At 62.2% G+C, this 25948-nt stretch carries 25 protein-coding genes and 1 pseudogene; 16 read left to right on the forward strand and 10 right to left on the reverse strand.

The window, feature by feature from the left end; translation table 11 throughout:
* Positions 1-22: 22 nt before the first annotated feature.
* From C0Z16_RS04240 to C0Z16_RS04260, 4 genes are all read left to right on the forward strand, one after another.
* Positions 23-2980, forward strand: coding sequence for an FAD-binding and (Fe-S)-binding domain-containing protein (locus C0Z16_RS04240; RefSeq protein WP_244201162.1), 2958 nt, complete (start codon positions 23-25; stop codon positions 2978-2980).
* 719 nt (positions 2981-3699) lie between these two features.
* Positions 3700-4887: an EAL domain-containing protein gene (locus C0Z16_RS04250; protein WP_158244472.1), complete on the forward strand. Its 1188-nt coding sequence runs from the start codon at positions 3700-3702 to the stop codon at positions 4885-4887.
* 282 nt (positions 4888-5169) lie between these two features.
* Positions 5170-5379, forward strand: a complete 210-nt coding sequence (locus C0Z16_RS04255; RefSeq protein WP_102630917.1) for a hypothetical protein — start codon at positions 5170-5172, stop codon at positions 5377-5379.
* A 302-nt stretch (positions 5380-5681) separates the two neighbouring features.
* Positions 5682-6587, forward strand: coding sequence for an HTH-type transcriptional regulator ArgP (locus C0Z16_RS04260; RefSeq protein WP_102630918.1), 906 nt, complete (start codon positions 5682-5684; stop codon positions 6585-6587).
* Between the two features lie 178 nt (positions 6588-6765).
* Here C0Z16_RS04260 and C0Z16_RS04265 read toward each other — a convergent pair whose 3' ends face one another.
* The 4 genes from C0Z16_RS04265 to C0Z16_RS04280 all read right to left on the reverse strand — a co-directional run bounded on the left by C0Z16_RS04265 (position 6766) and on the right by C0Z16_RS04280 (position 10371).
* Entirely contained in the window at positions 6766-8004 is a 1239-nt protein-coding gene (locus tag C0Z16_RS04265) for an SLC5/6 family protein (protein ID WP_102630919.1), read from the reverse strand.
* Positions 7991-8944 (reverse strand): fatty acid desaturase family protein, encoded by a 954-nt coding sequence (locus C0Z16_RS04270; protein WP_102630920.1) that lies wholly within the window; start codon positions 8942-8944, stop codon positions 7991-7993. The genes C0Z16_RS04265 and C0Z16_RS04270 overlap by 14 nt, the downstream gene beginning before the upstream one ends.
* Before the next feature lie 640 nt (positions 8945-9584).
* Positions 9585-9842, reverse strand: a complete 258-nt coding sequence (locus C0Z16_RS04275) for a hypothetical protein (RefSeq protein WP_244201164.1) — start codon at positions 9840-9842, stop codon at positions 9585-9587.
* A gap of 91 nt (positions 9843-9933) precedes the next feature.
* Entirely contained in the window at positions 9934-10371 is a 438-nt protein-coding gene (locus C0Z16_RS04280; protein ID WP_102630922.1) for a helix-turn-helix domain-containing protein, read from the reverse strand.
* Positions 10372-10504: 133 nt separating this feature from the next.
* On the opposite strand from C0Z16_RS04280, the gene C0Z16_RS04285 reads away from it, so the two are divergent.
* From C0Z16_RS04285 to C0Z16_RS04335, 11 genes are all read left to right on the forward strand, one after another.
* Entirely contained in the window at positions 10505-10765 is a 261-nt protein-coding gene (locus C0Z16_RS04285) for a MerR family transcriptional regulator (protein WP_102630923.1), read from the forward strand.
* 66 nt (positions 10766-10831) lie between these two features.
* Positions 10832-11710, forward strand: coding sequence for a ParA family protein (locus tag C0Z16_RS04290; RefSeq protein WP_102630924.1), 879 nt, complete (start codon positions 10832-10834; stop codon positions 11708-11710).
* On the forward strand, positions 11707-13491 hold the full coding sequence (locus C0Z16_RS04295) for a ParB N-terminal domain-containing protein (RefSeq protein ID WP_102630925.1): 1785 nt from the start codon (positions 11707-11709) through the stop codon (positions 13489-13491). The genes C0Z16_RS04290 and C0Z16_RS04295 overlap by 4 nt, the downstream gene beginning before the upstream one ends.
* Positions 13492-13538: 47 nt before the next feature.
* The gene (locus C0Z16_RS04300) at positions 13539-14141 is read left to right on the forward strand and encodes a hypothetical protein (protein ID WP_244201165.1); all 603 of its coding nucleotides are present in this window, start codon (positions 13539-13541) and stop codon (positions 14139-14141) included.
* The gene (locus C0Z16_RS04305; protein ID WP_102630927.1) at positions 14134-14625 is read left to right on the forward strand and encodes a hypothetical protein; all 492 of its coding nucleotides are present in this window, start codon (positions 14134-14136) and stop codon (positions 14623-14625) included. The genes C0Z16_RS04300 and C0Z16_RS04305 overlap by 8 nt, the downstream gene beginning before the upstream one ends.
* Entirely contained in the window at positions 14622-16229 is a 1608-nt protein-coding gene (locus tag C0Z16_RS04310) for a hypothetical protein (protein WP_102630928.1), read from the forward strand. The genes C0Z16_RS04305 and C0Z16_RS04310 overlap by 4 nt, the downstream gene beginning before the upstream one ends.
* A gap of 170 nt (positions 16230-16399) precedes the next feature.
* Positions 16400-17473, forward strand: a complete 1074-nt coding sequence (locus C0Z16_RS04315; protein ID WP_102630929.1) for a PFL_4669 family integrating conjugative element protein — start codon at positions 16400-16402, stop codon at positions 17471-17473.
* A gap of 133 nt (positions 17474-17606) precedes the next feature.
* Positions 17607-17978 (forward strand): hypothetical protein, encoded by a 372-nt coding sequence (locus C0Z16_RS04320; protein WP_244201166.1) that lies wholly within the window; start codon positions 17607-17609, stop codon positions 17976-17978.
* A 131-nt stretch (positions 17979-18109) separates the two neighbouring features.
* Positions 18110-18679, forward strand: coding sequence for a single-stranded DNA-binding protein (locus C0Z16_RS04325; RefSeq protein WP_102630931.1), 570 nt, complete (start codon positions 18110-18112; stop codon positions 18677-18679).
* Between the two features lie 83 nt (positions 18680-18762).
* Positions 18763-19029: a hypothetical protein gene (locus tag C0Z16_RS04330; protein WP_244201167.1), complete on the forward strand. Its 267-nt coding sequence runs from the start codon at positions 18763-18765 to the stop codon at positions 19027-19029.
* Positions 19030-19278: 249 nt separating this feature from the next.
* Positions 19279-19581 carry an HU family DNA-binding protein gene (locus tag C0Z16_RS04335; RefSeq protein WP_279635048.1) on the forward strand — a complete coding sequence of 101 codons (303 nt, stop codon included), beginning with the start codon at positions 19279-19281 and terminating at the stop codon, positions 19579-19581.
* Positions 19582-19635: 54 nt separating this feature from the next.
* Here C0Z16_RS04335 and C0Z16_RS04340 read toward each other — a convergent pair whose 3' ends face one another.
* From C0Z16_RS04340 to C0Z16_RS39540, 5 genes are all read right to left on the reverse strand, one after another.
* Complete coding sequence (locus C0Z16_RS04340) at positions 19636-20865, reverse strand: hypothetical protein (protein WP_102630934.1); 1230 nt, start codon at positions 20863-20865, stop codon at positions 19636-19638.
* Positions 20866-21738 carry a hypothetical protein gene (locus C0Z16_RS04345; RefSeq protein WP_102630935.1) on the reverse strand — a complete coding sequence of 291 codons (873 nt, stop codon included), beginning with the start codon at positions 21736-21738 and terminating at the stop codon, positions 20866-20868.
* Positions 21739-22018: 280 nt separating this feature from the next.
* Positions 22019-23203: a carbon-nitrogen hydrolase family protein gene (locus C0Z16_RS04350; protein WP_244201168.1), complete on the reverse strand. Its 1185-nt coding sequence runs from the start codon at positions 23201-23203 to the stop codon at positions 22019-22021.
* A 289-nt stretch (positions 23204-23492) separates the two neighbouring features.
* Entirely contained in the window at positions 23493-24020 is a 528-nt protein-coding gene (locus C0Z16_RS37340; RefSeq protein ID WP_146014280.1) for a hypothetical protein, read from the reverse strand.
* Positions 24021-24736: 716 nt separating this feature from the next.
* Positions 24737-25153: an ATP-binding protein gene (locus C0Z16_RS39540; protein ID WP_158244473.1), complete on the reverse strand. Its 417-nt coding sequence runs from the start codon at positions 25151-25153 to the stop codon at positions 24737-24739.
* Here C0Z16_RS39540 and C0Z16_RS37345 point away from each other — a divergent pair.
* Positions 25149-25277, forward strand: a pseudogene (locus tag C0Z16_RS37345) (histidine kinase dimerization/phospho-acceptor domain-containing protein); the annotation flags it as partial. The gene C0Z16_RS39540 and the pseudogene C0Z16_RS37345 overlap by 5 nt on opposite strands.
* Positions 25278-25413: 136 nt before the next feature.
* Here C0Z16_RS37345 and C0Z16_RS04365 read toward each other — a convergent pair.
* Complete coding sequence (locus C0Z16_RS04365; protein WP_102630939.1) at positions 25414-25908, reverse strand: H-NS histone family protein; 495 nt, start codon at positions 25906-25908, stop codon at positions 25414-25416.
* Positions 25909-25948 lie beyond the last annotated feature (40 nt).

Raw genomic sequence — 25948 nt, forward strand, 5'->3', positions numbered from 1 at the left:
TCTGCAAGCCTTAGAAGCTGAAATGCGTGCGAGGGTGCGCGGCGAAGTGCGTTTCGACGCGGGCTCCAAAGCGCTGTATGCGTCCGATGCATCAAACTATCGGCAGATACCGCTCGGCGTCGTCGTGCCCGCCGATATCGAAGATCTTGTCGCAACGCTCGACGTATGCCGTCGCAAGGACGTTCCATTTTTGACCCGCGGAGGGGGTACCTCGCAGAACGGGCAGTGCGTGAATGTGGCCGTGGTGGCCGACGCGAGCAAGTATGTGAATCGCGTGGTATCGGTAGATGCGAAGACGCGCACGGCCATCGTTGAGCCGGGCGCGATCTGCGACACGCTGCGCGACGCCGCCGAAGCGCACGGCCTCACGTTCGCCCCCGACCCGGCCACGCACAGCCGATGCACGCTCGGCGGCATGATCGCCAACAACTCGTGCGGGGCGCATTCGGTGATGGCTGGGAAGACCGTGGAAAACGTTGAGGCGCTCGAGATCGCCACTTACGATGGCGCGCGCTTCTGGGTAGGCCCGACGAGCGACGCGGAACTCGATGCCATCATTTGCGAAGGTGGAAGGCGCGGTGAGATTTATCGCAAGCTGCGCGATTTGCGCGACCGCTACGCGGGTCACATCCGCGACGAGTTTCCACAAATCAAACGACGCGTCTCTGGTTTTAATCTCGACCAGTTGCTCCCGGAGAACGGCTTCAACGTGGCGCGCGCGCTCGTCGGCACGGAAGGCACGTGCGCGGTGACGCTTCGGGCCAAGGTTCGACTGGTGCATAGCCCGGCATGTCGCGTGCTGTTGGTGCTCGGCTTCAAGGACATTTACACAGCGGCGGATGCGGTACCGCATTTCAATCGCTTTTCACCCCTCGCCATCGAAGGGCTCGATCGCGGCATCATTCGTGGTCTGGAGGTGCGCGGACTGAAATCGGAAGAGATCGCGCTGCTGCCTGAAGGCGACGCTTGGGTCGTGCTCGAATTCGGCGCCGACACGGTTCACGACGCGCTTTCGCAAGCGCAGGAAGCGGATGGGTACTTCAAGGCGGGCCTGGGTGGTGAGAATGTCACGAGTTTCGTCGTCGAGCAGAAGGTGAAGCAGCAGAAGATCTGGTCGATTCGTGAGACGGGTGCATCCGCTGTTTCGCTGTCGATCGATCCGGCTACGCCAGACCCGATCGTCGGCTGGGAAGATGCTGCGGTCGACCCAATGCGTCTCGGCGATTATCTGCGTCAGTTCCAGACGCTGGTCGACCGCTACGGCTACGAGACGTGCCTTTACGGACACTTCGGCGACGGTTGCGTGCATGCGCGAATCACGTTCGATATTCGAACGCCGGAAGGCGTGCTCAGGTGGCGCGAATTCTTGCGCGATTCGGCGCAACTTGTTGTCGACTACGGCGGGTCACTGTCCGGCGAACATGGCGATGGACAAGCGAAGGCCGAGTTCCTTCCGATTATGTACGGGCCCGAAGTCATGCGGGCAATGGAGGAGTTCAAGGCCATCTGGGATCCTGCGAACCGGCTGAATCCAGGTAAGGTCGTGAACGCGTACCGCGCGGATGAGAATCTGCGCATGGGACCGTCGTACAAGCCCGTGAAGCTCACGACGAAACTGACGTTTGCCAGCCGCGAAGGCGATGGCTTGCAGCGCGCGGTGGAGCGTTGCATCGGCATGGGGAAGTGCCGTTCTCTTGATGGCGGCACCATGTGTCCGAGTTTTCGCGCGACGCGCGAAGAAAAGTATTCGACCCGTGGCCGCGCGCATCTGCTCTGGGAAATGCTGCAAGGAGAAGTTATCACCGACGGATGGAACAGCCGCGAGGTGAAGGAAGCGCTAGATGGCTGTCTCGCGTGCAAGGGCTGCAAGTCTGACTGTCCGACGCATACCGACATGGCGTCGTACAAGGCCGAGTTCTTGTCTCACTACTACCAGCGTCATCGCCGGCCCAGGCAGGCGATGTTTATGGGCAGGATCGGGCAATGGGCGCCGCTGGCGAGTCGTTTTCCGTGGCTCACGAATCTTATGACGTCGTCGCGTTTCATCGCGCCTATCAGCAAGTGGGTCGCGGGCGTCGCGCCGCAGCGCGATCTGCCGCTTTTCGCGTCGAAACCGTTCAGACAACTTGCGGATGGTCATCGCGTACGCGACAGGCATCCGAATGCAAAGCAGACGGGCAAGGTCATTCTGTGGGTTGATACCTTCAACGATCATTTCTCGCCTCAAATTGCAAGCGCCGCATTCGATGTCCTGACACTGCTCGGATACGACGTGGTATTGCCTCACAAGCGTCTGTGTTGCGGGCGTCCGCTGTATGACTACGGGCTCATTGACCAGGCGAAGGCCTTGTTGCGACGCGCGGTCGACGAGCTATCGGAAGACATCCTGCTCGGCGTTCCGGTCGTCGGACTTGAGCCCGGTTGTCTGTCCGTGTTCAAGGACGAATTACTCAAGCAGTTGCCGCAGGATGACATTGCGCGAAAGCTCTCGGCGCAAACGCATCTCTTGTCGGACTTCCTCGCCGAAACGGAATTTCAGTGGCCGACGCTCGATGCCGATGTCATCGTGCACGGGCATTGTCATCAGAAATCGCTGTTCGGCATGCATGGCGAAACCGCGCTGCTCGACAAACTCGGTGTGCGCTGGAAGCTGCTCGTTACAGGATGCTGCGGCATGGCTGGATCGTTCGGTTTCAACAAAGAGCACTATGAACTGTCGATGAGAGTGGCGGAAGACAAGCTACTGCCACTTTTGCGCGCAGCGCCGTCGGATGCATTGATCGTGACGAACGGCTTCAGTTGCCGTGAGCAAATCGAACAAGGTGCGAAGCGACCGGTCTTGCATATCGCCGAGCTCGTGCTTCGTGCGCTTAGGAGTGCGCATGCCGGCCATCTTGGCTCTCGATCCAGCATCGCGGGCGACCTAACTTCAGCTGCAAATGGCGCATCTTTGCGCTCGATCCGGACAGATCAGGCCTGAGTAGCGTTCAACACTTCTTGGTCGGGTCCCTTCACGGAACGAGGAACGTTATGGCGATTTCAGGATTGTCGTTGAGAAATATGGTGCAGGACTGGTTGGCGCCTGACCCGAAGAGAGGATTTCGGGTCAGCCATTACGGACGATCCGGACACGGGCGCTACGTTTGTGTCGTCGCAGACAATGGGGCGGGCTCAAGGGCAATGTTCTTTTTTCGCCACCGTGACGGGTCATGGTGCATCTTCCCGCCACAGCCAGAAAGACCCGCCATGCAGGTTGCGGGGAATTGTGTTGGACACGAAAGCGTAAATCAATAGGCCGACGGAGCTGTTAGCCGGACTATGCTCCGATTCCCTTATCGTTGCCTCCTTGGAAGGATGCAATGGTTAAACCAATACCCGATGATGTCCTGTGGTCACTAATTCAACTATCTTTGCCGCCGATCAAGCGGCAGCGCGCTTGATAACCCGCATGTGCGCCTTTGTGCTGCGGCGCAGTGCTAAAGAACCTTCTGTCCGTGCACGTCCCGGAGTGATTCGACGAGCACGGAGCGGTAGAACAGCCTGCGTGCACGAGCTTGCCTTCCGTCACGCATCGCGACCTACGGTGCCGCGATGAGCAATCGCCTTCGGCTCGTCCGCCGGTCAACGGAGGTCAGATCGCTTTCAATAGCGGAGGAGGAAAATGTGCAGGGCACATGCGAGGCAGCGAACGAAAGTCCGGTGTCCGAGAGCACCGCACGCAGGAACTCACTGTGCATCGTGGCGTCAATCCGTAACCTCGCGCACATTGAAAGCGCTTACGGCACCGCAACCGCGCTGAACGTCAGGCATGTTGTGCACGGGCGCGCTCGCGATTTCTGTACGCGCGAGTCGGGCATCATGACGCGCAGCGGAGAGCAGATTGTCGTTCTGATTGACCGTGCTGTTCCTGAAGACCTGGCGAACGCTCACGCAGTTTGCAGCGACCATAGCATCGTCGATGCGGTCGTCGCGGCGCTGGGCGACGCGCCGGTGTTCACGTCGATGGGCCCGATCCGCGCAGCCATCGGTGCATCGATCCCGACCTGCGACGGCACACCGTTCGACCCCGAAAAAGAAGCATCCGCGGAGATGCGCATGGGCACCGGAAAGTGGCGGACCCGATACGCGCGGGACATGGAAATTGCCGGGGAACTGCTAGGCGCGATGGAACGCGACGAGTTGTGCTTCCGCTATGAGAAGGTCTGCAGCGCGACCGGTACGGAGAGCGTCAGCTATTGGGAGGCGTTGTTGTGCAGGACCGGAGATGGCGTACCGGTCAGTGTAGGCAAATGGATTCCCGCTCTCGAACGGCTCGGACTGGTGAGCCGCCTCGACAGATGGGTCGTGACGACCGTGATCGATACGCTGCGTGCGCATCCGGGCATGTCGCTGGGCTGTAACGTGTCAATTCAGAGTGCAGCGCTCGGCGGCTGGCGGTCGACGGTCATCGAAACCCTTGCCGGGGAGCCTCAGGTCGCGGCACGGCTCGTCATCGAGTTGACGGAAAGCGCGCCGCTGACCGACATCGACGCAGTCGCGGACTTCGTCCGGGCGCTGCAACAGCTCGGATGTCGCGTCGCTCTCGATGACATCGGTGCAGGCTACAGTTCCGTGCGGAGTCTTATGGAACTGGGTGTGGACATTGCAAAAGTCGATGGTGGATATCTGCATCGGGCCCGCTCGAACGGATGCGCACGAGTACATCTGGGTGCGCTGATCCGTCTGGCGCGAAGATGCGCTTCGCATGTGGTGGTCGAACGTGTCGAGGACGAGGAAGACCTGCACCTATCCCAGGCCTGTGGCGCGCATTGGGTTCAGGGATATCTCTTCGAGCCCATCTTCGCCGCCGGTTTGACACAATCCGCGTCTGAGCCCGAACGGGACTGATGCGCGAGATGGAAGGTCCTGCGTGAGAAAGGAGAAGTCATGAGCGACGTCTATCAGTACAAACCTGGAAGTGGCGTGCCGGTCGTCACACAGCCCATCCCTGGCACGCGGAGCTGCAGGCCCGCCTGCAATTTTCTTCTTCCGCGACAAAGACCGCGCCTGATGCGTCTTCCCGCCTGAGTCCGAACGTCCGTGATGGAGTGTTTCCCGCAGGTGCAGCGCGACAGAGGATCGACGCGGCCATCAAAGCCGGGCAAGTCCGGGATTGAGTGGAGTACAGAAATGTTTGAGAAATCGAAGCCGCTAACGCCCGAGTACGCCCGCGAGCTGGAAGTATGGACGTGCGCCTGGTACGACGAAGCCGTTGCGGCGAATTTCGTGCGCCCGCCGTATCACCCTGACGCGACGATCATCAAACGTCTCCAGGGCTACTTCCACGCCGGCCTGGCGCCGGCTGAAGCCGCAGTGGCATGCTTCGGAAGGAATCACTGAACGGTGTCGTCATCGCGTCCCCGCTGGGCAAGGATGGTCCTGCGGAAGGCACACAACGATCCACGGAGGCAATGAATGCCCAGCCCGTTACACGCGTGTATTAACCACTGGGAATCGGGCAACAACTTTGAGCGAAGGTGCGCGTCTGTTGGTGTACGAAGGCAGCGCCTTGGCACCTGAACGACGGAAACCATCGACGCGAAGCCCTCGGGCGGCTGTGGGGCGGCGCCGCCGCATTCCAGACAGAATGTTTTTTTGTTGATACCTATGCGTGGTTCGGGAGGAGGGCACGACGTTTGAACATGATCGAACTGGAGACGTTTGCCGCGGTGGTCGAACATCGCAGCTTCGCGCAGGCGGCGGTTGCGTTGAATATCTCCTCTGCTGCAGCGACGCGCCGCGTGAAGCGGCTCGAACAGTCGATCGGGGCGCTGCTGCTGATTCGCGAACCGACGGTGATGCCGACGAAAGCGGGCGAAGACGTGTTTCGTCATTTCATGGCGGTCCGGCTTCAGGAAGATGACCTGCTGCGGCGTGTCACGCCGGGGAAAGCGGCGACAACAGCGCTTGCCCTTGCCGTCAACGCCGATTCGCTTGCCACCTGGTTTGAGCCGGTCACGCGTGAGCTGGCGCAACACCATGTGGCGCTGGAGATCGTCGTGGACGACCAGGACCATACGCTCGAGGCACTGGCGCGCGGCGACGTCAAGGGCTTCCTGTCCACGCAACCGGAACCGGTGGTCGATCGTTTCGTGGCGGAGCCGGTCGGACAGATGCGCTATCAGTGTGTCGCTACACCCGGATTCGCCCGCCAACATTTCGCCGGTGGTCTGACCTTGCCGGGGGTGCTCGAGGCCACCGCCATCCTGTTTGACCGCAAGGACACCCTGCACGATGTGTTTCTAGGGTTGCATTTCGGGGTGACGGTCGGCCGGTACCCCCGACACTATTTTCCTTCGCCGGCGGCCTTGCTCAATGCGATCCTGGACGAGCTCGGTTACGGGCTGGTTCCCGCCATGCAGGCGGAGCCGCTGGTCCGTGGTGGCAGACTGGTGGCGCTCGCCCCCGGGCACGACCTGATGCTCGATCTTTACTGGCATCACTGGGAGCAGGAGCCCGAGCCGCTTGCGACGATCAGCGCACTGGTCATGGCAGCGGCGCGGCGGAGTCTGGTTCAGCCGGTCCCGGGGCGAGAGCGCGCCAGTTGACGGAGCGTTGCGACTCGCGTGATCCAGGCAGTGATCGCGTCACTGTGAAAGTTGCGATCACCGGCGACGTTGTGGGCCTCGGCGTGCTGGCTTGTCGACCGGTTGATGGTGCCGGTTGGTCGCTACATGGCTAACACGCAGGAGCACGATCGGGGCGCGTTCGGGTCGCCAGGCGATTCTATGACCGCGCGCGCCCGAGTAACGGCGCGAACTGCCATGCGACCGGCACACAGGCGGAGGCGAGCAGCCCTGCCGGAAGCGGGAGCCAACCGGGCAGATTGCCGATACCGGTCCAGTTCATTACCGAAACGAGCAGGGAAACGATGGTGCCAGACAGCAACATCGCTGATGCACAGCGCGGGGGGATCTGTCGACCACTCTCGTGGAAGACGAACAGCAACCCGACGGCCGCAACATAGACGATGTTCAGTGAAACGATGGTCGACACAATCGCCTGACCATCAGTCGCGATTGCGCAGCCAATGGCGATGATCAGCAGGCGCGACGCGTAGCCGTAGCGACCATCGCCGGCATGCAGGCCCTCAAGTGCCGATGACATCGCGCGTGTGATCGCGGTCCCTGATCCGAGAGCAGAAAGCAGGATCACGCCGATGCAAACGGGTCCCATCGCCCCACTCGTTTGCAGCATGATCCACGGGATCGCGCTCGCGGTGTCCGTCAGGCCGGACAGCTGGCCGGCGTGAAGCGCCGCGATAACTGTTGCGGCCGGGAGAAACCCGGTCACCACGAGCAAGACGCTCGCGAACACGCAGCCTAGCCACGCATCTCGTGGTCGGCGTGCAGCGATGACGAACTGTTGATAGTCCGATCCTGTGATCACCAGAAACCCGACTGCCGCGGTGGTCACCAGTGTTTCGGCGCGTGGCGCGGCGCGTGTTTCCTGGATAAAGGACGGCCAAGCATGGAGGTACACGGTTAGCCCGTTCGAACCAACAAGCGCATGCACGAGTGCGATGTTCGTTGCGAGCAGGCAGCACGCGAAGAGCGTTGCCGCCATGCCGAGGTCGATGGAGGACATGACCAGCAGCGCCGCGGCGATCACCGCCAGTGCATGGGTTGCCGGCAGTCCCGTCGCGACAAGCACGGCGATACCGCCATGGATCTGGGCGGCCAGCACGCCGGACATCCAGACGAGCGAGAGGAGCGCGACGAGCTTGCGCACGACGGGACCGTAACGCTCGCCCAACACGTCCCAGATGAGTTCGCGTCCCCGCCAGAGCGCTGGTGCGGCCAGCGCCAGCGCGAGCATGCCCAGTGCGGTGACGATCGCATACAGGCTGCCCGCCATACCAGCATGGAGTGCCATTTCGCCGGAACCGAGCAGGAATGCCACACCGTAGCTTGCCGAGACCAGCAGCGCAGCCACGTGGACCGCACCGAGATTACGCTGCAACATTTTCGCCTCCATGGACTTCCCATTCACGCACGACTGCATCAGGGCCGCGAAAATACGCGTGGCAGACTCTGGCCGCGCCGGCGAAGACAGGCAATGCCAGCAGCTCGCGTTGCGCATGTGCGAGGCGGTGATAGGGAATCGACGGCATCAGGTGATGCGTGAGGTGGTAGCCGTTGTTGTGCGGGTGAATGATCCGCCGCCATAGACTGCGGGAAGAAGCGTCGCGCGTGTAGCTGAAGATCCCGCCTCGCTCCAGACCAAAGTGGTCGCACAGCTCACGAAACGTCGTGATCGCGTGAAAGGCAGTGGCTCTCGCCAGCATCCATATGCCGAAGAAAAGCGCCGCCGGGTAAACGCCCCATACAAGCGTTATGGCACCCAGTACGGCGGCCCACCATCCGGCCATGCCGAAGCGCTGCATCCAGCTGAGCCTCGACAGATGCAGATGCCCGAACGTCGAGCTCGACCAGGCCGCTGGCGCGAGCAGAACCTTGAAAAACGGCTGCCACCAGCGTTCGCCGGGATTCGGACGAACGGCGATGTAGTCAGGATCGCGCGCCGGGTCGCCGAGCCACGCATGATGGCGGGCGTGGAGCTCACGATAGAGCGCAAGGCTGTTGAAGAGCGCCGGTTCGATGAAGAGGCGCGCGAGGGCATCATTGAGGCGAGATGAGCGGGCAAGATTGCGGTGCGCGGCGTCGTGCAGCAGGTTGCCGAGCGCACGCTGCCGGTTACCGACCCATGCAACGATCGCCGGCGCCGACCACCATCCAAGGCGCTGCAGGATCAGCATGGCGGCGGTGATGCTCATCCAGTCGAATACGATATCGACGACGACATGGATTACGTCGGGCGATGTCATGGCACGGTGAATCATGTTCCACTCTGGAAACGCGGAGCGGATCAGATCCTGGTCCCGGATCACGGCGCGACTATTCATGGATACCTCGCATGGGTCAGTTCGCAAGGAAGACAATCACGTCGTCCGCAGCGGACGCGAACTGCGCGGCAGGCGGACGGGCGAAAACACAACTGAGTTTTGATCTTACGAAAGGAGGGGGCCGGTCGGTCACGCGTTGCGCAAATATTCGTACAGTTGCATTTTCGGCAGCGGCATGCGCGATGGGCCTCCTTCCTTGCCGGCTGTTTCCGGCGGCAAGGAAATGAACGGCGCGAGTGTGAACGGGCAGACACCTGTGCGTTACGCTTCAGGGATATTGGGCGTGTGGGTCAATGCCTGGTAGAACTGCGTAACGTCACGCGATAAGACGCAGTGAGCTTTGAAGAAGCACTGAACAGACAGGCGGTCCGGTGGCGTTGTAGCGTCAATTTGCGTGCTGTGTTGTCACGTGCCCTGTATGGAATCCGCGGCGACGCGGTGCTTGCCTATGACGATGGCCGCAGGCAGTGTTACTGGCAACCGTTGTCATGGTGTCAACAGGATTGCGTCGTGGACTTGGCGAATCAAGGCACCATCACGGGGTGATGCCGTATCGTGCGGAGCATTGATCAAGGGGCCGCAGGATTTTCACGAATCAGCGTGCTGGCCAGGCCCAGAGCCAGGAACGGAACGTACACGGCTATGATGGTCCGCCGTCATCGACCGGTTCCGTCGAGAGGTGGATCTGAAACCCGATGGGTACCTGCTGTGCAATGACGAGTTCGAGACGGATATGTATGTCGGGTGCCGACGGGATTTTTGCGGCATGCCCGCCACGCGCAAGCAGGGCATCCTTCTCGATCTCGGTTGCCAGTTGATCGAGTTCCTTGCTGATTTCTTCCCGGCGTCCCATTCCATTCTCCCGACCGATGGCGATATCGCAGGCGTTTTCACGCATGCGCTAAAAGGCGTTACGTCGGAAGATTAATGTTCGCCCGATGTTGACGGGCGCCGTTGCAGAATTGTTCCCGCTGCTGACCTGGGCGCAATCATCGCGTCAGGCGACCGATGCGTGAATCCTTCAGGATCTGCTCGGCGCTCTCGCCCAGCAACTGGCACTGCTCGTAGAGCAGGCCAATGAGTCGCGCCTTTTTCTTCGCATCGAGTGGCGCCTCTAGACGCTGTTCGATCCGTTCGACGGAGACCAGCACGCTGTCGAGCGTCTTCTGGTCGAGCCGGTACCGCACATCCCGGTCGAGAATCATGCTGCCGTCGCCTGACAGCAGCCAGACGGGATCGACTGAAAACCGCTCGTATAGCCCGCGCAGCAGTTCGATCGGGATCGCACGCTCCCCGCGCTCGTAATTGGCATAGGCGCGCAGAGACAGCCCGAGCTGCCGGGCCATCTTGTCCTGCGACAGGCCGAGATGCTCGCGCACCTGTGCAACCCGCTGATGAGAGTCTTCGTGATCAGTGGTGCTTGACATGTCTGTCTCACATTCCTAGAGTGATCGTGTGCCTTGATTATAGGTACATTCGAGTAATAGACAATCCTGGACGTACCCGAACGAAATGAGCTCTCGCTGGACGGGTGGTGCGTCGAGGTGCCGTGGAGGGAAAGTGACAAGCAGGCGCTTCTACACGCTGGAAGAGATTGCGCGAGAGCTGCATATCGCGCCGGCGACAGCACGCAACCGCCTGACGCTCGGGCTGCCGATGCCACCGTCAATTCGCGTGGGGCGCCGGCGTCTTTTTCCGGTCGACCAGTATGAAAAGTGGATCGCCTCGCAACTGACGCACTCCGGTGGAAACGAGGCCGCCGGAGACGTCACCGAGGACGGCAGTCGCGATCCATACGGGCCGTCTCACGATCCGACGTAGCGACCATATTCTTTTTCATTAACTGAATTTCCACTCAAGCGATGACGCTGTACTGGATCTCCCACCGTGCCGGTAGTTATCTCCTTCGTCTCCACCAAAGGCGGCGTCGGTAAGACGACCGTCGCCGCCAATCTTGGCGGCCTGCTCGCAGCCTTCGGCTTGAAGGTTCTCGCGATCGATGCAGATGTCCAGCCGAGTCTAAGTAAGTTCTTTCCCGTCCATTACCGTTCATCGCAAGGTCTGACAGCAGTCGTGACTTCGGGCGGCAATCCGTCGGCCGACTGTATCAGCCGCACGATTTTCTCCAATCTCGATCTGGTCTATTCCGATACGCCCGATGCTGCACTGCAGGCCTGGCTCAATCGCCGTGAGGATCGCCTGATGATCCTGCGCCGGGCGATGCGCAGTCCGCTTGTCGACCCTTATGACGTAGTGCTGATCGACACGCAGGGTGCGGTGGGTGAATTGCAGAAGTCTGCCGCGATGGCGGCAGACGTGATGGTGTCGCCCGTCAAGCCGGATGCGCTGAGTGCCGGTGAGTTCGCCACGGGCACGATCGCGATGCTCGACGAGCTGAACCGGCTGGCCGACCTCGGCGCATCGTTCCGTTCGGGCGACCTGCTTGCGCTGATCAACGCACACGAGCGCACCACCAATGCGCGGGCGCTCGCGGCAGTACTGCGGCAGCGGTTTGCCGGACACGCGAAGGTCAGGGTGCTCGACACCGTGATCCCGTCAGCGGCCGCGTACGCGGCGGCGGCGACCGCACGCGTCCCGGTACACGACTTCGATCGTCGCCGGCGGTTCGGGAATTCCGCGTGGAACGTCATGCACCGTGTCGCATGGGAATTGTTTCCGTCGCTTGCGAACGTCTATGCCGGTGCGCCGCAATGTTCGACGGGCGAGACCGGGGCCGGCGGCATCCGGCAGGGGGCGGTCGCATGAACGTGTCGGACAAGCCGCTCAGTGAGGCGCGCGAAGCGCTCGCTGCCCAGCGCCTGGACGTGTCCCCGCCGGGCGCTCAGACGCCCGATCCGCAACTCACATCGGTGGTCCGGCTGAAGATCACCGATGTGATGGTCTATGAGCGCAATCCGCGGCGCGCGTCGCACGAGCGCATCGTCGAACTCAAGGAGTCGATCCGGGTGAACGGCATCGAGCAGATCGTGACGGTGACCCGCCGTCCAGGCGAGACGCGCTACGTGGTGGCGAAGGGCGGCAATTCGCGCGTGACGGCAGCGACGGCCCTTCACGATGAAACCCGCGACGAACGCTTCCTTTACTACGACTTTATCTACGTGCTGTATCCCGGTGAGGCGAAGCTGCTGGCGGCGCACCTGCGCGAGAATGACCAGCGCGCCGACCTCTGCTTCTGGGACAAGGCGAATGGCTATCTAGCGCTTAAGACCGATCTCGAAGCCGAACGTAGCGAGACGCTGTCGTTACGTGAATTCTCCCGGCTGCTTGAACAGGAAGGGGCACCGGTGAGCCATGTGCTGCTCTCGCTCTTCCAGTTCGCGGTCGACCGTCTCTCCGGGCTTGGACCTGCGACGGCGTATCTGAGCCGGCGCGCGCTCGTCGATGTGATCCAGCCGGGTATCGGCATGCTGCTGCGCCTCACGAGGCGCCTCGGCTTCGACGATCAGTGGTTGCAGGTGCGGGTGATCGATCCGCAACTGACCGGCATCGCCGCCCGCTGCAATCCGGACAACCCGGATGCGGCCGGCACGCTGGCGCAGCCTGCACCATTTGATGCTGCGCAGCTGGTCGACGGATTGAAACAACGGCTGGCAGGCGAGCTCGGCGTGCCGCGCGACGCGATGGACCGGATGTGTCATCTGCTGGAGCGCACACCGAACGCTGCCGGTGATGACTTACGTGAAGTCGGTGGCATGCCGGGTGAGCGACGTGAATCTTCATCGATCGCATCCGATGTCGACGCGAATCGTGCAGCGACCACACCGGATCCTTCGGCCTCGTCGGGACCCGTGAGGTTGACCCGGTTCGACGAACAGCCTCGCGCCACGCCGGCTGCGGATGGAACCGTGCCACGCCCGACCTGTGTCGGGCAACGGCGTGGCGAGTCAGTCGTGTCGACGGCTGCTCCGCAACGCGCACCGGATAACCCATCCACGGTGGTGACTGACGACGTTCGCCGGGACAGCGCGCTGCACGCTGCGTCTTCTTCAAACCAGGGTGAGCTTTTCCGGGAAGCGGTGCTGACTTTCGCACGAACCTGCGGTCTCGATGGCTGCGTACGCGACGCACCCGCATTGCCCTACGGATTCATGGTCGAGCCACCGCCGCCGGAAAGACCGCGCTTCTCGCCCGGTGTCGCGCCTGGGTTGTCGCCCGGCGTCGGCGCGCAGCGTGACGAAGAGATGCTCAACCGGTATCTCGGCTGGTGGTGGCTCGTGAGCCTGTCACGGCAAAACACCGCAACGGGCATCGCGCGCGTTCCCTCCGGGAGTCTCTTCGCACAGATGGCCCGCGATGACGAGACGTGGAACCGCACCTGTGACGCGAGCGTCGGCGAGCCGTTGCTCGCCGACCGCATGGACGTGATGTTCGACGTGATGCTCAATCCGGATCACCCGATCGGTCAATGGTGGGACGAGGTCATTCGCGCGGCGCGCGCATTCCGGGCGGCGTGCCCCGAGCGCTTTGCACCAGCGCGCTGGCCCGAACCGGGTGCAGACGAGCGGCTTCAGCGGGGAGGGGCGTGATGGACAACGCTTTCCTGCGGCTGGAGAGCGAAGCGCTCGAGCATTTCGTGCTGCTCGAGCTGATCGCGTGTGCTTGCATGACAGATCGGTATGTCATCGCAGGACATCAGGATAACGAAGTTTCATGTGGAACAGCGTCGCCGCATCGGACATCGTTGACAGATCGGCTACCGGGCGCAATCAGGCGTGTGCTCGGTGATGCCCGTTCGCCGGCGCTCGTGCACGATCTGCTGGGCGCCGGTGCACTGCGTGTTTTTGTGGATGCCGGCGCGTTGCAGCGCCGCTGCGAACTGATTGAGCGGCAGTGGCGCGATCGGGACCTGTTGCGCGCCTTTGTGGAGCGGCAGGCCAGTATTCCGATGATCCGAACGTTTTTCCGCACCACCACCCGCGCAACGATCGCGCAGCTGCGCGCCGAACTCAATGTCGCCGCGCCGACGAAACCGCGTGCGCTGTCGCGCTCCGGAATGGATCTGCTGTTCGATGCGTGGGCCAGTCTGAAAGACATCGGCGACCTGCGCGAACGCTATCTGGCGCTGCATGAGCAATGCGACGGGCAATGGTCGCTCGCGACGCTTTTCGCGGCGCTCGATGCGGACACCGGCGAGCTTGCCCCACCTTCTTCCCATCAGGAGTCTGACCATGTATGACATGCGACTTGATCCGCAGGGCAACCTGCTGCCCGGCAAGACCTGGGATGATTCACCTGGACTGCCGCCTGCCGAAGCCGAAATGGTGCTCTCGATGCTCGACGTGCCGATCACGATAGACCGCTGTTTCGTCGAGGTCTGTGGCGACCTCGCCGCGGCCGCCATGCTCACGGAACTGTCGACGGTTGAGAGCGAGACGGGACGTCACCATGACTGGCTTCAGGTCGCGGTTGACGAGTTCGCGCGCAGACTGGCGCTCACTGAGTCGCAGCAGCGCGCGGCGCGGCGACTGCTCCGGTCGAAAGGCCTGATCGCGCATCGTCGGCGCAAGACGCTGCTGGCGGATGAGTTCCGTATCCTCTGGCCGGCTGTGCTCGCGCTGCTTCAGCGCAAGGCGCAGGAGCGCACCGCGCATATTGTCTGGCCCCCTGTACGTCCCGATCAGCCGCAACAGCTGAACCAGCCAGAGGAGGTCCAGTCATGATGCCCGGTTGCCATCCCTATATCACCGAGTTCGAAACGATGTGGACTCTGCTCAGGCCGTACCGTCCCATCGCTTTCGGGACGCGCATGGCCCGCATCACCGGACATCCGAAGCAGGCGCTGCTGCTCTCGCAGCTCGTGTACTGGACGCGACGCGGACGCGATGTGGAGGTCAACGGCGGCTGGATCCACAAGACGCGCGAACACTGGCTGATCGAGACAGGCCTGTCGCGTGAAGAGCAGGAAAATGCACGGCGGCGCATGCGGGACCTGAACCTGCTGGCCGAATGGCGTGGTGGCCAGCCTGCGCGCATGCATTACCGGCTGGAGGTAGAAGCCATATCGGCCGCCGTTCGCGCGACCTGTCCAATGGCCGTGCAGCTCCCAGTATCGATCGAAGCGATGCGGGCGGATCCATTCGCGGGTGACGTGCTGTTGGGGCCGACTGTTGCGTACCGACGCGTTTTTGTTGATCTCGTCGGCAACGTGAATGCCGCGCTGCTGCTCTCGCGCATGGTGCAGTTGCAGCGCCGCGAGGCCGACCGGCAATGTACCTGGTTCACGCACACAGCCGGAGAGTGGCAACGCACGCTGGGACTTAACCGCCGTCAGCTCGATAACGCGAGAGCGCGGCTTGTGCGCCAGGGGCTGATTCGCGAGTTCATGCGCCAGTGCACGGGCCGGCGTATTTTCACCCAGGTCAATGCGGGCGAACTGAAGCGCCAGCTTGAACGCCTGGTGTCGCGCGGCGATATGCGCGAGCGGCTCGCGACGCGCAAGCGCCTGCTCGCGCAGAGTCTGCATGAAGAAGACGCGCGAGCAGCCGCAGCGACGCTACCGGCTGTTACCCCGGGTAACACCCGGCCTTCCGCCATTGAAGTTCATGCGCCACACGTGCGTGCCTGGGCGGTGGAGCGCCCGAAGTCGCCAACCGGAAGTCTCCGGCTGTATGTGGATCCGCCTGCGGTGCCGCTGCAGTTGGCGGGTTTGATCCATTACCGATGGCGGGAAACGGGCATTCCAGACGCGCGCGTATACGGAAGGATTACATACAGGACTACAACGACCGCTGGCCCAGCGATCTCGACCGGCAACAGGGCAAACGCGGTTGTGGTGGGAATCGATCCTCGCGCCGATTCTGCTTCGCCGATCTTGCCATTGCCTGCGGCAGACGACACCAGCGTGCTCGTTTGGCCCACCATGCTGCCGGTCAACGATCGCGCACTCATCGCCTCGCACCTCGCACGGGTTCCTGCGACCGACCGCCAGATGTTGCTCGACGAGATGGCGGCAGGCCACCGGCGCCAGCCGGTGCAATTGCCCGTGGCGTACATCGCAGGGCTCGTGCGCCGCTACATCGGCGGCGAGTTCGTCCCCACCAGGGCGCACCTCGAGCGCGCGGCACGCAGGCGGGCGACCGGCGGGGAGGGCACGAACGCTGGGTCGGTGCTTCCAGGCGATGCGATGGAGCCGGGCGCGTCAACGCCTGAGACGGCCCGCCGGAATCTCGCGGCCATTCGCGATGCACTGCGCGAACGGATCGCACATCGGCCTGCGCGTCATTCGGCCTGCGGGGCGGCCAGTCAGGCGGACGCCCATGCGTGACCGGATCCATCGCGTTTGCGGAGCACATGCGCGTACCGGCCCGTGTTTTCCCACCGCGCGCGCTGTCACCGCAGTTAACACGCAACTGTGCGGGACCGCCTGCTGTTACCCGGGGTAACAGCGCTGGCGTTTCCCTCACCGTTCAATGAATAGCTGTTTGGGAGTCTCTTATGGACACACCGTCCCCCTCTTCGTCTCACACCACTGATCCGTCTGTTGACGCCTTCGCGCACTCCACGTCGTCCCCGTTTGCCGACGGTTATGACGTTAATACTGAACGCGCCGTCCTTGCACACCTGATTGCCGACGGTGATCCCGACCCTGCCGATCCGCTGTTCGGCCGCTACCAAGTGCTTCTCGAACGCGAGGAAGCGCTGAATCGCATGCGCGAAACTCACACGCTGCGACAGGGCAGCGATCCACTGGTACGCCCCCACGAGGCCCAGGAGATCAGCCGCATTGGTCAGCTCGGTAGCGACGGTGCGGACCGCATGCGGCTGCACACGCGCGACGCGATGCGGCTGTTTCTTGGCCGGGCTGTTGCGCCAGGGGAGTCGGGACATGCGATGGCGGGCGGCCGCCGCGTGGCTGCGTCGCTGCGCGCGTTGTGGTCGCTGTCGGGCAACGACAATCCGTACGCGGACTGGAAGCTCATCGAGATCGCGGATCGCATCTCCGGCATCCGGCGCGCGAACGAGCTCGAGCAGCAGCATGCCCGTCAGTTGCTGGATGCCGCGCGTGAAAAAGGCCTCGAGTATTCGGTGCTGCAATCGCGCGAACCCGCTCAGGTGTCGCTCGGTTTTGGCTCACCGTACGGCTACATGATCGTGATGCTGCTCGTCGAGCTGGACTGGCTGGTGCGCTTCGTGCGTTCCGCGGTGTTGCGCGACCTGATGTCCTCGACAGAGGGCTTCCGGCGCATCGGCTCAGCCAGGCACCGGTGCCTGTCCGTGTTTCATTTCGCGGTGCACTGCCAGCGCGTGCTCACGCGCGCCGAACTGCTGCCGCTTTCGCGCATCGACTTCCTGCGGAATGCGGATGCTGCCGCACGCCAACGCGTTGAAGCGGCGCGCGCGCTGCTCGGTGTCTTGCCGCGGGACGTCTTTACAGGCGCGCGTGAGCCACGTCACAGCCGGCGGCGCGTGAGCCGCCTGTCGGATGCGGAACTGCGTCTGCTCGACAGTGTGCCGCTGTCCGGGAACGACGCGCTCGCGCAAGCTGCAACAGACACCCTGGTGCAATGATGCGAGGACTGCGGCAATGACTGACCGACTTTCGGATCTGGATCGACGTTCAAAGGCCTTTAAGGGTAAGGGAGCCGGCAGCCCTGAGCCAGCGATGGCGCTACCTGTATCACGGATCGCGGGCGATGCCGGGATGCGCGTGCTGCTGCGCTCGTACGAGCACTGGCTCGAGGACACTGTGACGGAAATGCAGACGCTGGCCCTGGAGAGCACGACCACCGGGCTCGACGTGTCGCTGCGCTGCGTGCGCATTGCACTGGCGAGCGGCGCGACGCGCCATCGTCTCGACTGGTTCGTCCGCGGTGAGCCGCATGCTATCGCCGGGCCGCGCGCGAAGCAATGTTTCAATCGCATTCCGGCGCCGCTGCGCGCGTACCTGCAGCAGTGCGACGCGCGCGCGAAGGAGCTCAACGCACTGGAGTCGGTTTTCCGGTATGCGGCGAGCCAGATCACGATGTACCTGGAACACGGCACCGTCAAGGTTCGAAGGATCGACGGCACCTGAGACAGGTGCGTGGTCCCGTCGCGTTGCGACCGGCGGAGTCATCAGGCTGACGCAGAGCAGCCATCCAAAAAAGCAGGCAATGGACAGCGCGTTCGTATCACAGGGGCAATCCTTGATGAACGGAGTCCGCAATGGGCATCTACGCAGAACTGGTCGGCAACGTGCTGGTGTCGCCGACGATGAAGCAGGTCAACACCGCCAGCGGTGCGCGGCGCATCGTCGAGCTGCGGGTTATGTCCGCCAGTTACCGGCGGCTTGAGGACGGCACGCTGGAACAGCGCGAAGGTCGGACCTTCCCCGTCGACGTGACGGTGTGGAACGAGCGCCTGACCGAGCGCGTGATGCAGCACATCCGCACGGGCGCGAGCGTCGTCGTGCGCGGCGACTTCTACGTGAGTGCGTGGATCAATCGCGAGAACGAGGCCGACGCGGGCGCCCATATCGACGCCGAATCCATTGCCCTGAACCTCGTACGCATCGATCAGGTGGTGTACCGCCCGCGCCAGATGCGCGGGTCCGATGTCCCGGTACAGGACGAAGGCGCCGGTGAGCCAGCCGGTCCAGCCGATGGCGAAGCGGAAGAGTCCACGTCGGGCGAGGAACCAGGAACGCCGCCGGATCACGCAGACTCCGATGCGGCTACTTCTGGCCAGCCTGCAGGCCGGCGTTCGCGTCGGGCGGCGCGAGCCACGGCCGAATAGCTTGCACCTTCGTCGATGTCATGCGCGCGCGCACCTTTCGCCGTGCATGACTTCTACGCTGGAATATGGCGGAGGACGCGGAAATGATCGACGTCAGTTCGCCGGCCATGCCGGACGTTGAGGAACTGCGGATGTTGCGGGCGCTGGTGTATGAGGGCGTAGCGCTCGCGCGCCACGGGCCGTACGTTGCGCGGTTTCACAAATGGATCGTCCAGGTCTCGCGCGAGGGCCGCTGCAGCGCGGGTTGCCTTGCGCCGGTCACGGTCGAGATCCGTCACCCCCATGGCGACTTACTCGAGCGCACCTGCCTGGTGGTTGACGACCGCGCCGACCGCGAGACAGGACGATGAGGGTGCTAGCGTCATCGCTGGATCGATGTCTTTGGCTCTGGAGATTGCCGCGTTGAGGCAGGCGGCAGTGACCGTCCATATGCGACGCTGTGGCTATTGGCTTACCATATCGAGTCCGTCGAATTGGCGAGAGAGGGCAAGAGAGGGCTTATGCGGTCGACTGTCTTCGGGGTAGGGCACGCGGATTGGTTTGCTTTGCGGCCGTCCGCGTAGCCGACCACGCCATATCGTGCCGTCTTAATTTTTGCATTGACAGAAGGAAAATCCATGAACAAGCAGGAACTGATTGATGCCGTCGCGTCAGCAACGGGCTCGAGCAAGGCCATCGCGGGCGACGCCCTTGATGCTTTTATCGGCGCGATCACGGAGGCGGTGGTCAAGGGTGACACCGTGCAACTAATCGGATTTGGCTCGTTCAGTCAGGGCAAGCGTGCGGCGCGCACGGGCCGCAATCCGGCGACCGGTGAGGAGATCAGCATCGCTGCTGCGAAAACGGTGAAGTTCACCGCAGGCAAGGGGTTCAAAGACGCGGTCAACGGCGGCGGGCGGTAGGAGCGTTATCCCATACCGAGGTTACCTGGACGGCGGTTGCTTCGCCGGGTCCTGCTATCGGATATGCGGCGCGAGCACGTTGCCGACGAATGCGGAGGCTGCACCCGGCCCGAACTGTTCGAGAAGTCGCGCGTTGAGTGCATCGCGGGAAGTGCCGTTCACGCAGACCGCATCGGCGAGCGTCGCATAGGCATCGAGCACATCTGCCGCCGTGATCTCGTATCCGGCGTCGGCGTCGATCCAGCGCAGTGCGGCCATGCCGCAGGTGATCGCGAACGTCGGCTGCCGCTGCACGAACTCCCGTGCTGCCCGAATCAGGGTGCGCGGATCGGTCGGGCTGGTCTGGATGAGCGACGTCGCGAGATCGAAGAGCCCCGCGTCCTTCGCGGACGCAAACCATTTGCCTTCCGAGCCCGGCTCGCTTTCGATCAGGTCCTGCAGGATTGCTGCCTGCGATCGCCCGGGATACTTCCTCGCGATCGCACGGAAGGTCGCGAGATACGTCCCAGATCGGTTAGCCGCGATCGCATACCGCTGGTAGGCGTCGTCCATCATGCCGCAGGTGAGCAGGATCGTCTCGCAGGCGACGGCGATCGCGCTTTCCGGTGCATGGGCGTTACGCGACTGCTCGGCGTAACGCAGCGCCTCTTCGGGGCGGCCGAGTGCCACGAGCGCCTTTGCACCCCATTGCCGGTACCCCCACCATGTCATGCGCGCAGAGTCGACCAGTGCGAGCAGTTCGTCGAATCGGTGCGCGACGTAAAGCGCACTCATGCACGCGGTAGTGCCGACAAAAAATCCACCCTGGCCGTCGGGGCCGATTACATGCGCCGTGATGGGCAGCAGCCTGTCCGCCCATGCGGATGCCATACTCGGCGTCACAGCAAGCTCTCCCCACACATCGGCGAGGCGTTCGATATACGGCATCTGGTCTTCCTGCAACGCCTCAAAGAGACGTTCCAGCCATGCCTGTCTGATTGTGGAATCAACTTTTGCTGCGGCAATCAGGGGAGCCAGTGCATCGATGGTCCGATTGACTGCGGTGCCCATCGCGCCGGACGAACTGTCGACCTGTTCCAGTGCCGGAGACAGTTTTTCGAGCAGGAGCACCGCGCCTTCGGCGGCAAGGATGACATCGGAGCGCGCCACCTGCCGGATCTCGACGACCGCTTCCTTCAGCCGCTGGATCGGCAGCGCTGATTTCCAGCCGAAGGCGTTACGCCGGAAACGGGCGGCAAAGGTCCATCGATGTGAGCTCGTGTGTGACATCCCGGTTTTCAGCATTCAGCGCGTTTTCATGTAGTGCCGGTAGAGCGCATCATGCAGATCACGCAGATCGCGGCGGCTTTCGATCAATTCGTGGTGACGGCCCTCGCGTTCGAGCGCGAGCAGCCGAAGCACCAGTCTAGCCGCACGTTCGGGCTCGGTATCACGGCACGGTTGCGCCTGCTTCAGCAGTGGTGCGAGGCTGGTTTTCTGGATCAGTACCCAGGCGGGAAACCACGCGAGGTCGGCGACATCGCCGCTTCCTTCAAAGGACGCATCGAATGCCTTGCGCAGCGTATCCAGCAAACTGTCCTCAAGATGGCGGAGCAGGCCATCGAAACGGACGGGTGCAAGCCATGCGAGTTCGGCCAGAAGCGGCCAGGCGGCCTCAAGACCATCGAGCCGGTATCGGCATTCGGCCATCCACATCAGCGGTGCGGGAATGCGCCGCCACGATTCGATGTGCGTGACGGCGTCTTCGGCGGCTTTCCAGTCGCCCGCATCCAGGTAGAGCGCGGCGCCGTGTGCATTGGGCTGGGCCGCACGGAACGCCAGACCCGCGGCGCGTTGCGCGAGTTCGTTCCAGAACGGCGCAAGCCAGGCGATGGCGGCCCGTTCGCCCATCAGCTGGTTCGCCAAGGGCCGGATGTGGGTCAGTAGCGTCTCTCGCGCGTCAAGCGCGGCGTCATGGTTCGCGAAGGGTAGGCTGCAACGTGCTTGGAGGGCGGTCACGAGCGTGTCAAGCGCCACGAGCGCCGCATCGTCCGGATATTCATGCCCGAGGATCTGTAGCGCACGGCGGGCACCGGAGGCATCGTGGAGTTGCAATGCCGACAGGACATCGTTGCGCAGCATCACATCACGGCTGTCGTCAAAAATATCAAGTTGCATGGGTCGGACTCAAAAGAGCTGGTCGCCAGGACTCACAAGGTTATGCCACTTCACTACGCTTCTCAACGGGCGTCCGTCTTCAAGGACGGACTCGATAACGGCGCGTTGGCCGCTCGCCTCGGCAACCACGCGCACCATCCTGTTCCGGTAGCGCATCAGCGCACCGATCGACGGGCAAACGGGGCGCTTTCGTCTTCGGTCTGCTTTCGGCATTGCTGCATCAGGACAACGGGAGCGGGAACGTGGCGAATTATCCCACGCCTGCCCAGACCAACGGCGGCTACCGGTTCACCGCGCGCAGCAATGGCACACCGGACAGTCGGGCGATTGCGGCGACGCCCTGGCGCTGGATCTGTGCGAGCGCGAGGTCGGAATCGAACCAGCTGTTGGACAGGCTGACGAGCACATCGGGCGAATGCAGCAGGATGCGCCAGTGCGGCCACCACAACAGGTCTTCGTAGCAGATCGAGAAGGCCACGCTCTTGCCTGCGACCATGACGTATGGCTGGCTGAGACTTCCGCGGATCGCGCTGATGGCCGCACCGGGGCGCCACAGTGCCGCCGGCACCGGCTGGCGACTATCCAGGCGGCCGTGGTCTGCGCCAACGACGACAGCGCTGTCGGTATACCGGAGCGGCGTACCGGACGCGGCCAGGTCCATGCCGACGATCAATGTTCGCCTGGCCGCGGCGAACACCTTGATATCGTCACGCCACCAGTAGCCCATCGCCGGGCGCCACAGCCCCACGATTTCCTCGGGAAGGACCACAACGGTGCCGCCTTCGCTGAACGCACGCTGTGCGATCGTCTGGACCTGTTGCGTCCGGGCATAGAGCGACGCGTAGCTGGACTGATCGAACCGGCCAAGGCGTGTGTCGAGTGCTGTCCACCGGGACGGTACAACTGGCGCGCTCGCCATACTGCGCGCGAGAAGGGATAGGATCACCAGCAGCATTGCAACATGTCGGGCGAAGCGACCGCGTGAGACGGAGGCTGCGCACGCAGTGGCGGTTATGCCGAGCACCAGGCCTGGCGCCTTCCAACCGGGAAACAGGGTGCTGGCGACATATGCCGGCGATAACCACCCAATGATCCCAAGTGGTGGTACGGTCACGAGCACCGTCGCGACGGCGGCGCACAAGGCGTGGCGTGTGGCGCTCGCGTCCGACTCAGGTTTGAGCACAGCCCACGGTGTCGCCAGCACGCACGCCTGCGCGATCCAGAACGAGACGCCGAGCATCAGCGCTTCTGGTCGCGTCAGATCTCCATAGCCGGAAAAGAAGCGCATGCACACGAGGGGAATATCCCGTGCGCCAGCAAGGTAATAGCCGGTCCAGATCGCGAGTGCCGAGGTACGTCCACGCACGCGTGACCATACGGCCGGCAGGAGCAGCAGGAGCACCTGCCAGTGCCCCGGGTACCATGTGGACAGCGCCACCAGCGCGCCGGTGGCGAACAACGCCACGCATGCGAGGCCGCGTGGGAGAGACTGGACAGGAGCCCGCGTCGATGGAAGAAGTGGAGGCAGCGCAAACATGGGTCCAGAGGGAGGCAGAAGTTAGCGGCACGGTCGATGCCGGCCGGGCTTTCCCAGTGATGCGCGCGCTGCATTGTCGAGCATAGGACAGCTTTTTCGTTCGCGCTACGTCGAGAGATCCGCGTCGGGAGAAAAGACACCAACACAAAAAGCTCTTCGCGGAATAGCGGGGAACGCAGAGAGAACTGTCGGCCAGAAAGCGACCTTCGCCCGACGCCTACAACTCGGCGTGCAAGGCTAAAAACTCAATGGGCACTTCTTGCCGAAGATAGCCACCTTTGCCTTTGACCCGAAATCTGACCTCTACAGTGCCGCGCTTCGGATGCGGCGGGAGCGGCTCTGCCGTGTAGGACTTGTCAACGAAGCGAATTTCGAGCGCGGGTGGAATTCGCATCGGCACTGCGCACACTATCCGATACTCGCCCCTTGCATTGGGTGAATACAGTATCAAGCTCTGTGTTTGATTGATCTGTTGGTGAAAGCGCGCAAAAGCCGTCGGCTCGTCAAGCAACGGCGTGGGAAACCCCTCTTTGACCGCGCAAGTAGTTACGTGCTGCGCCAACTCTCTAGGTAATTCGATTGCGGGTTCACCGATTTCGACGACAAGTGCAAATAAGTTGTGAAACCGAATCGCGCCGTGATTGACCAGCGGCACATGCTGCCATGGCGTCACACAAAATGAAAACTGCAAACGGCCGTCCGTTTCGAGGTCGAAAACGAAATCGCTCTCGCGAGCTGCTTCCAACCTGTCCAACTTCTGCACAGACGGAATGATGTAAGCGACAATTGGGTTGACAGTGCACACAGCGCACAACGGCTCACGGTATACGTTCCGATGATCAGCGTTGTGATACCTAATGAGGCCTGATGCGTGGTACGAGATTTTTTTCGTCTTTGGTCGCTGTCCTTTGAAATCGACCCTCGTCGGTTCGTCTCGCCCAAGCTCATGCAATAGACTATGGTCGTTAGTACCTTCTCGAACCAAAAATAGGTATAACGATCCATCGTCTTCAAGCGCGTATGACGCAAGATGACGAAGCTCGTCATCGACTTTTAGTACCAGGCGTCCCTCAATCATCGCACCCCACCGCTTGGAATCGGAAGAGTCACAATTATGCCTGCACGCGATGTTGCTGCGCTCATGGTTAATCAGCCGATTGACATATTCGGGGCACAAAAGTCCACTCCCTGAGTGGAGCGGTCGGTGGAGCGGCCCTCAAAACATGAGAGTCAATGGCTGAATCTGGCCGACTGTACGCATTCGCTCAAGCCGCCACTAAGCTGCCAGCCGGAAGAATTCGTCCGGCGCCAACGACGGCTCTGTGGCACCGCGTTCAGCGGGTGTAATCGGCCAGTTTCTGCCGTTCGGCCGCCGCACAGCGCAGTCGTTCGAACGGCCGCTCCGCCCCCGAAACCCGCCCAAGGCCGACGCGAGCATTGTGGCCAATCCGAAGGTGCGGATCATCCGACGAATACAACCCCTGTACGGCACCGCACGGACGCGCCTGCAGGACAGACTTCTAGACGTCTCATGCGGATAGCGTTTTTATTGGATCGGAAATCGGGCAATGAATCACGTACCTTCCGGGATCGACGATGAAACGGTGAGTGTCCCGCCATGCGAACGACAATCTGCTTGCAGATGAGCAGATCAAGGCCGAGGCCCGATCCAGCCGGTGCGCCGGCCGGACGCCAATAAGGCGCGAAGACAAGACTCGGGTTCTTCGCGCCGACAGGCAAGCCTCTATTCGTGACCGAAATAATCAGGTCATCGTCTTCGACATGGGCATTCACATTAATGGGTTGATGACGGTCACCATGGGCGATGGCGTTAACGACGAGAATTGATAGGAGTTGGATCGGCGCGGCCAGCGACATCACGGAGCGGAGGGAGGCCGAGCAGAGGGTTAAGGACGCCGACCGTCGCAAGGACGAGTTCCTCGCCATGCTGGCTCATGAACTGAGAAATCCGCTTGCCCCAATTGGTGCGGCAGCCGAATTAAAAAATTTTTGCGAATCCGTATGCAATCTCTCATTCTCTATCTATCCCGCAATGGCTGAGTTTAAGCACGTCGATCCCGAGGCGTTACCGGCAAAGAAACGGTCCGGGCTGCCTTCAGTCAGGACGCAGGACGCGGCTACGAGCGCGGCATGTCTTGCTTGGGCTTATTCGAAGGGTTCCTGCCCGGCGGAGCCGGATCCGGCTTGCGTGGAACGGGCGTCTTTTTAGGCGGGATTTTTCTCGCTTCGACGACTGGAGGTGTCTTTTTAGCTTTCTTTCTCGTCGCTCTGGTTCGGCTAGAGGCTCCCGAGCTAGACGGCTCTTCGACGAGGAACGGCGTTCTGTCCGAGGCTTCAGCAATCCACTTTGGCGGACGGCCACGTCCGCTCCACTCAGTTCCCGATATCGGATCCCGGTATCGTGCAGCAGGACTCTCTTTGCCAATCGAACGGCCCCTGCCGCTATCGCCGCGTCCCTGTCTGTGCAAGTCATCGACGCTGATGCCATATGCGCGCATCATCTCCTTGATATTGCGAATAGCCTTCTGTGACTCCTCTTGCTTCTTTATAACAGCGTCAGCTTTCTCGGCTAACTTCCTGATTCTCGCTTGAATTTCTTTAAGCGTCGCCATGATTTTTCTCGTTTATTCTGGGAACTAAGATCCGTGTTGA

This window comes from Paraburkholderia rhynchosiae, assembly GCF_002879865.1.
GTDB classification, from domain to species: Bacteria; Pseudomonadota; Gammaproteobacteria; order Burkholderiales; family Burkholderiaceae; genus Paraburkholderia; species Paraburkholderia rhynchosiae.

Coding starts and splice junctions, on each gene's coding strand:
- C0Z16_RS04330 (WP_244201167.1), top strand. CDS start 18,763: ATGATCGACGTCAGTTCGCCGGCCATGCCGGACGTTGAGGAACTGCGG.
- C0Z16_RS04340 (WP_102630934.1), bottom strand. CDS start 20,865: ATGCTGAAAACCGGGATGTCACACACGAGCTCACATCGATGGACCTTT.
- C0Z16_RS04365 (WP_102630939.1), bottom strand. CDS start 25,908: ATGGCGACGCTTAAAGAAATTCAAGCGAGAATCAGGAAGTTAGCCGAG.
- C0Z16_RS04345 (WP_102630935.1), bottom strand. CDS start 21,738: ATGCAACTTGATATTTTTGACGACAGCCGTGATGTGATGCTGCGCAAC.
- C0Z16_RS04325 (WP_102630931.1), top strand. CDS start 18,110: ATGGGCATCTACGCAGAACTGGTCGGCAACGTGCTGGTGTCGCCGACG.
- C0Z16_RS04255 (WP_102630917.1), top strand. CDS start 5,170: ATGTTTGAGAAATCGAAGCCGCTAACGCCCGAGTACGCCCGCGAGCTG.
- C0Z16_RS04265 (WP_102630919.1), bottom strand. CDS start 8,004: ATGTTGCAGCGTAATCTCGGTGCGGTCCACGTGGCTGCGCTGCTGGTC.
- C0Z16_RS04275 (WP_244201164.1), bottom strand. CDS start 9,842: ATGCGTGAAAACGCCTGCGATATCGCCATCGGTCGGGAGAATGGAATG.
- C0Z16_RS04310 (WP_102630928.1), top strand. CDS start 14,622: ATGATGCCCGGTTGCCATCCCTATATCACCGAGTTCGAAACGATGTGG.
- C0Z16_RS39540 (WP_158244473.1), bottom strand. CDS start 25,153: ATGTCGCTGGCCGCGCCGATCCAACTCCTATCAATTCTCGTCGTTAAC.
- C0Z16_RS04280 (WP_102630922.1), bottom strand. CDS start 10,371: ATGTCAAGCACCACTGATCACGAAGACTCTCATCAGCGGGTTGCACAG.
- C0Z16_RS04270 (WP_102630920.1), bottom strand. CDS start 8,944: ATGAATAGTCGCGCCGTGATCCGGGACCAGGATCTGATCCGCTCCGCG.
- C0Z16_RS04315 (WP_102630929.1), top strand. CDS start 16,400: ATGGACACACCGTCCCCCTCTTCGTCTCACACCACTGATCCGTCTGTT.
- C0Z16_RS04295 (WP_102630925.1), top strand. CDS start 11,707: ATGAACGTGTCGGACAAGCCGCTCAGTGAGGCGCGCGAAGCGCTCGCT.
- C0Z16_RS04260 (WP_102630918.1), top strand. CDS start 5,682: ATGATCGAACTGGAGACGTTTGCCGCGGTGGTCGAACATCGCAGCTTC.
- C0Z16_RS04320 (WP_244201166.1), top strand. CDS start 17,607: ATGCGCGTGCTGCTGCGCTCGTACGAGCACTGGCTCGAGGACACTGTG.
- C0Z16_RS04240 (WP_244201162.1), top strand. CDS start 23: ATGCGTGCGAGGGTGCGCGGCGAAGTGCGTTTCGACGCGGGCTCCAAA.
- C0Z16_RS04305 (WP_102630927.1), top strand. CDS start 14,134: ATGTATGACATGCGACTTGATCCGCAGGGCAACCTGCTGCCCGGCAAG.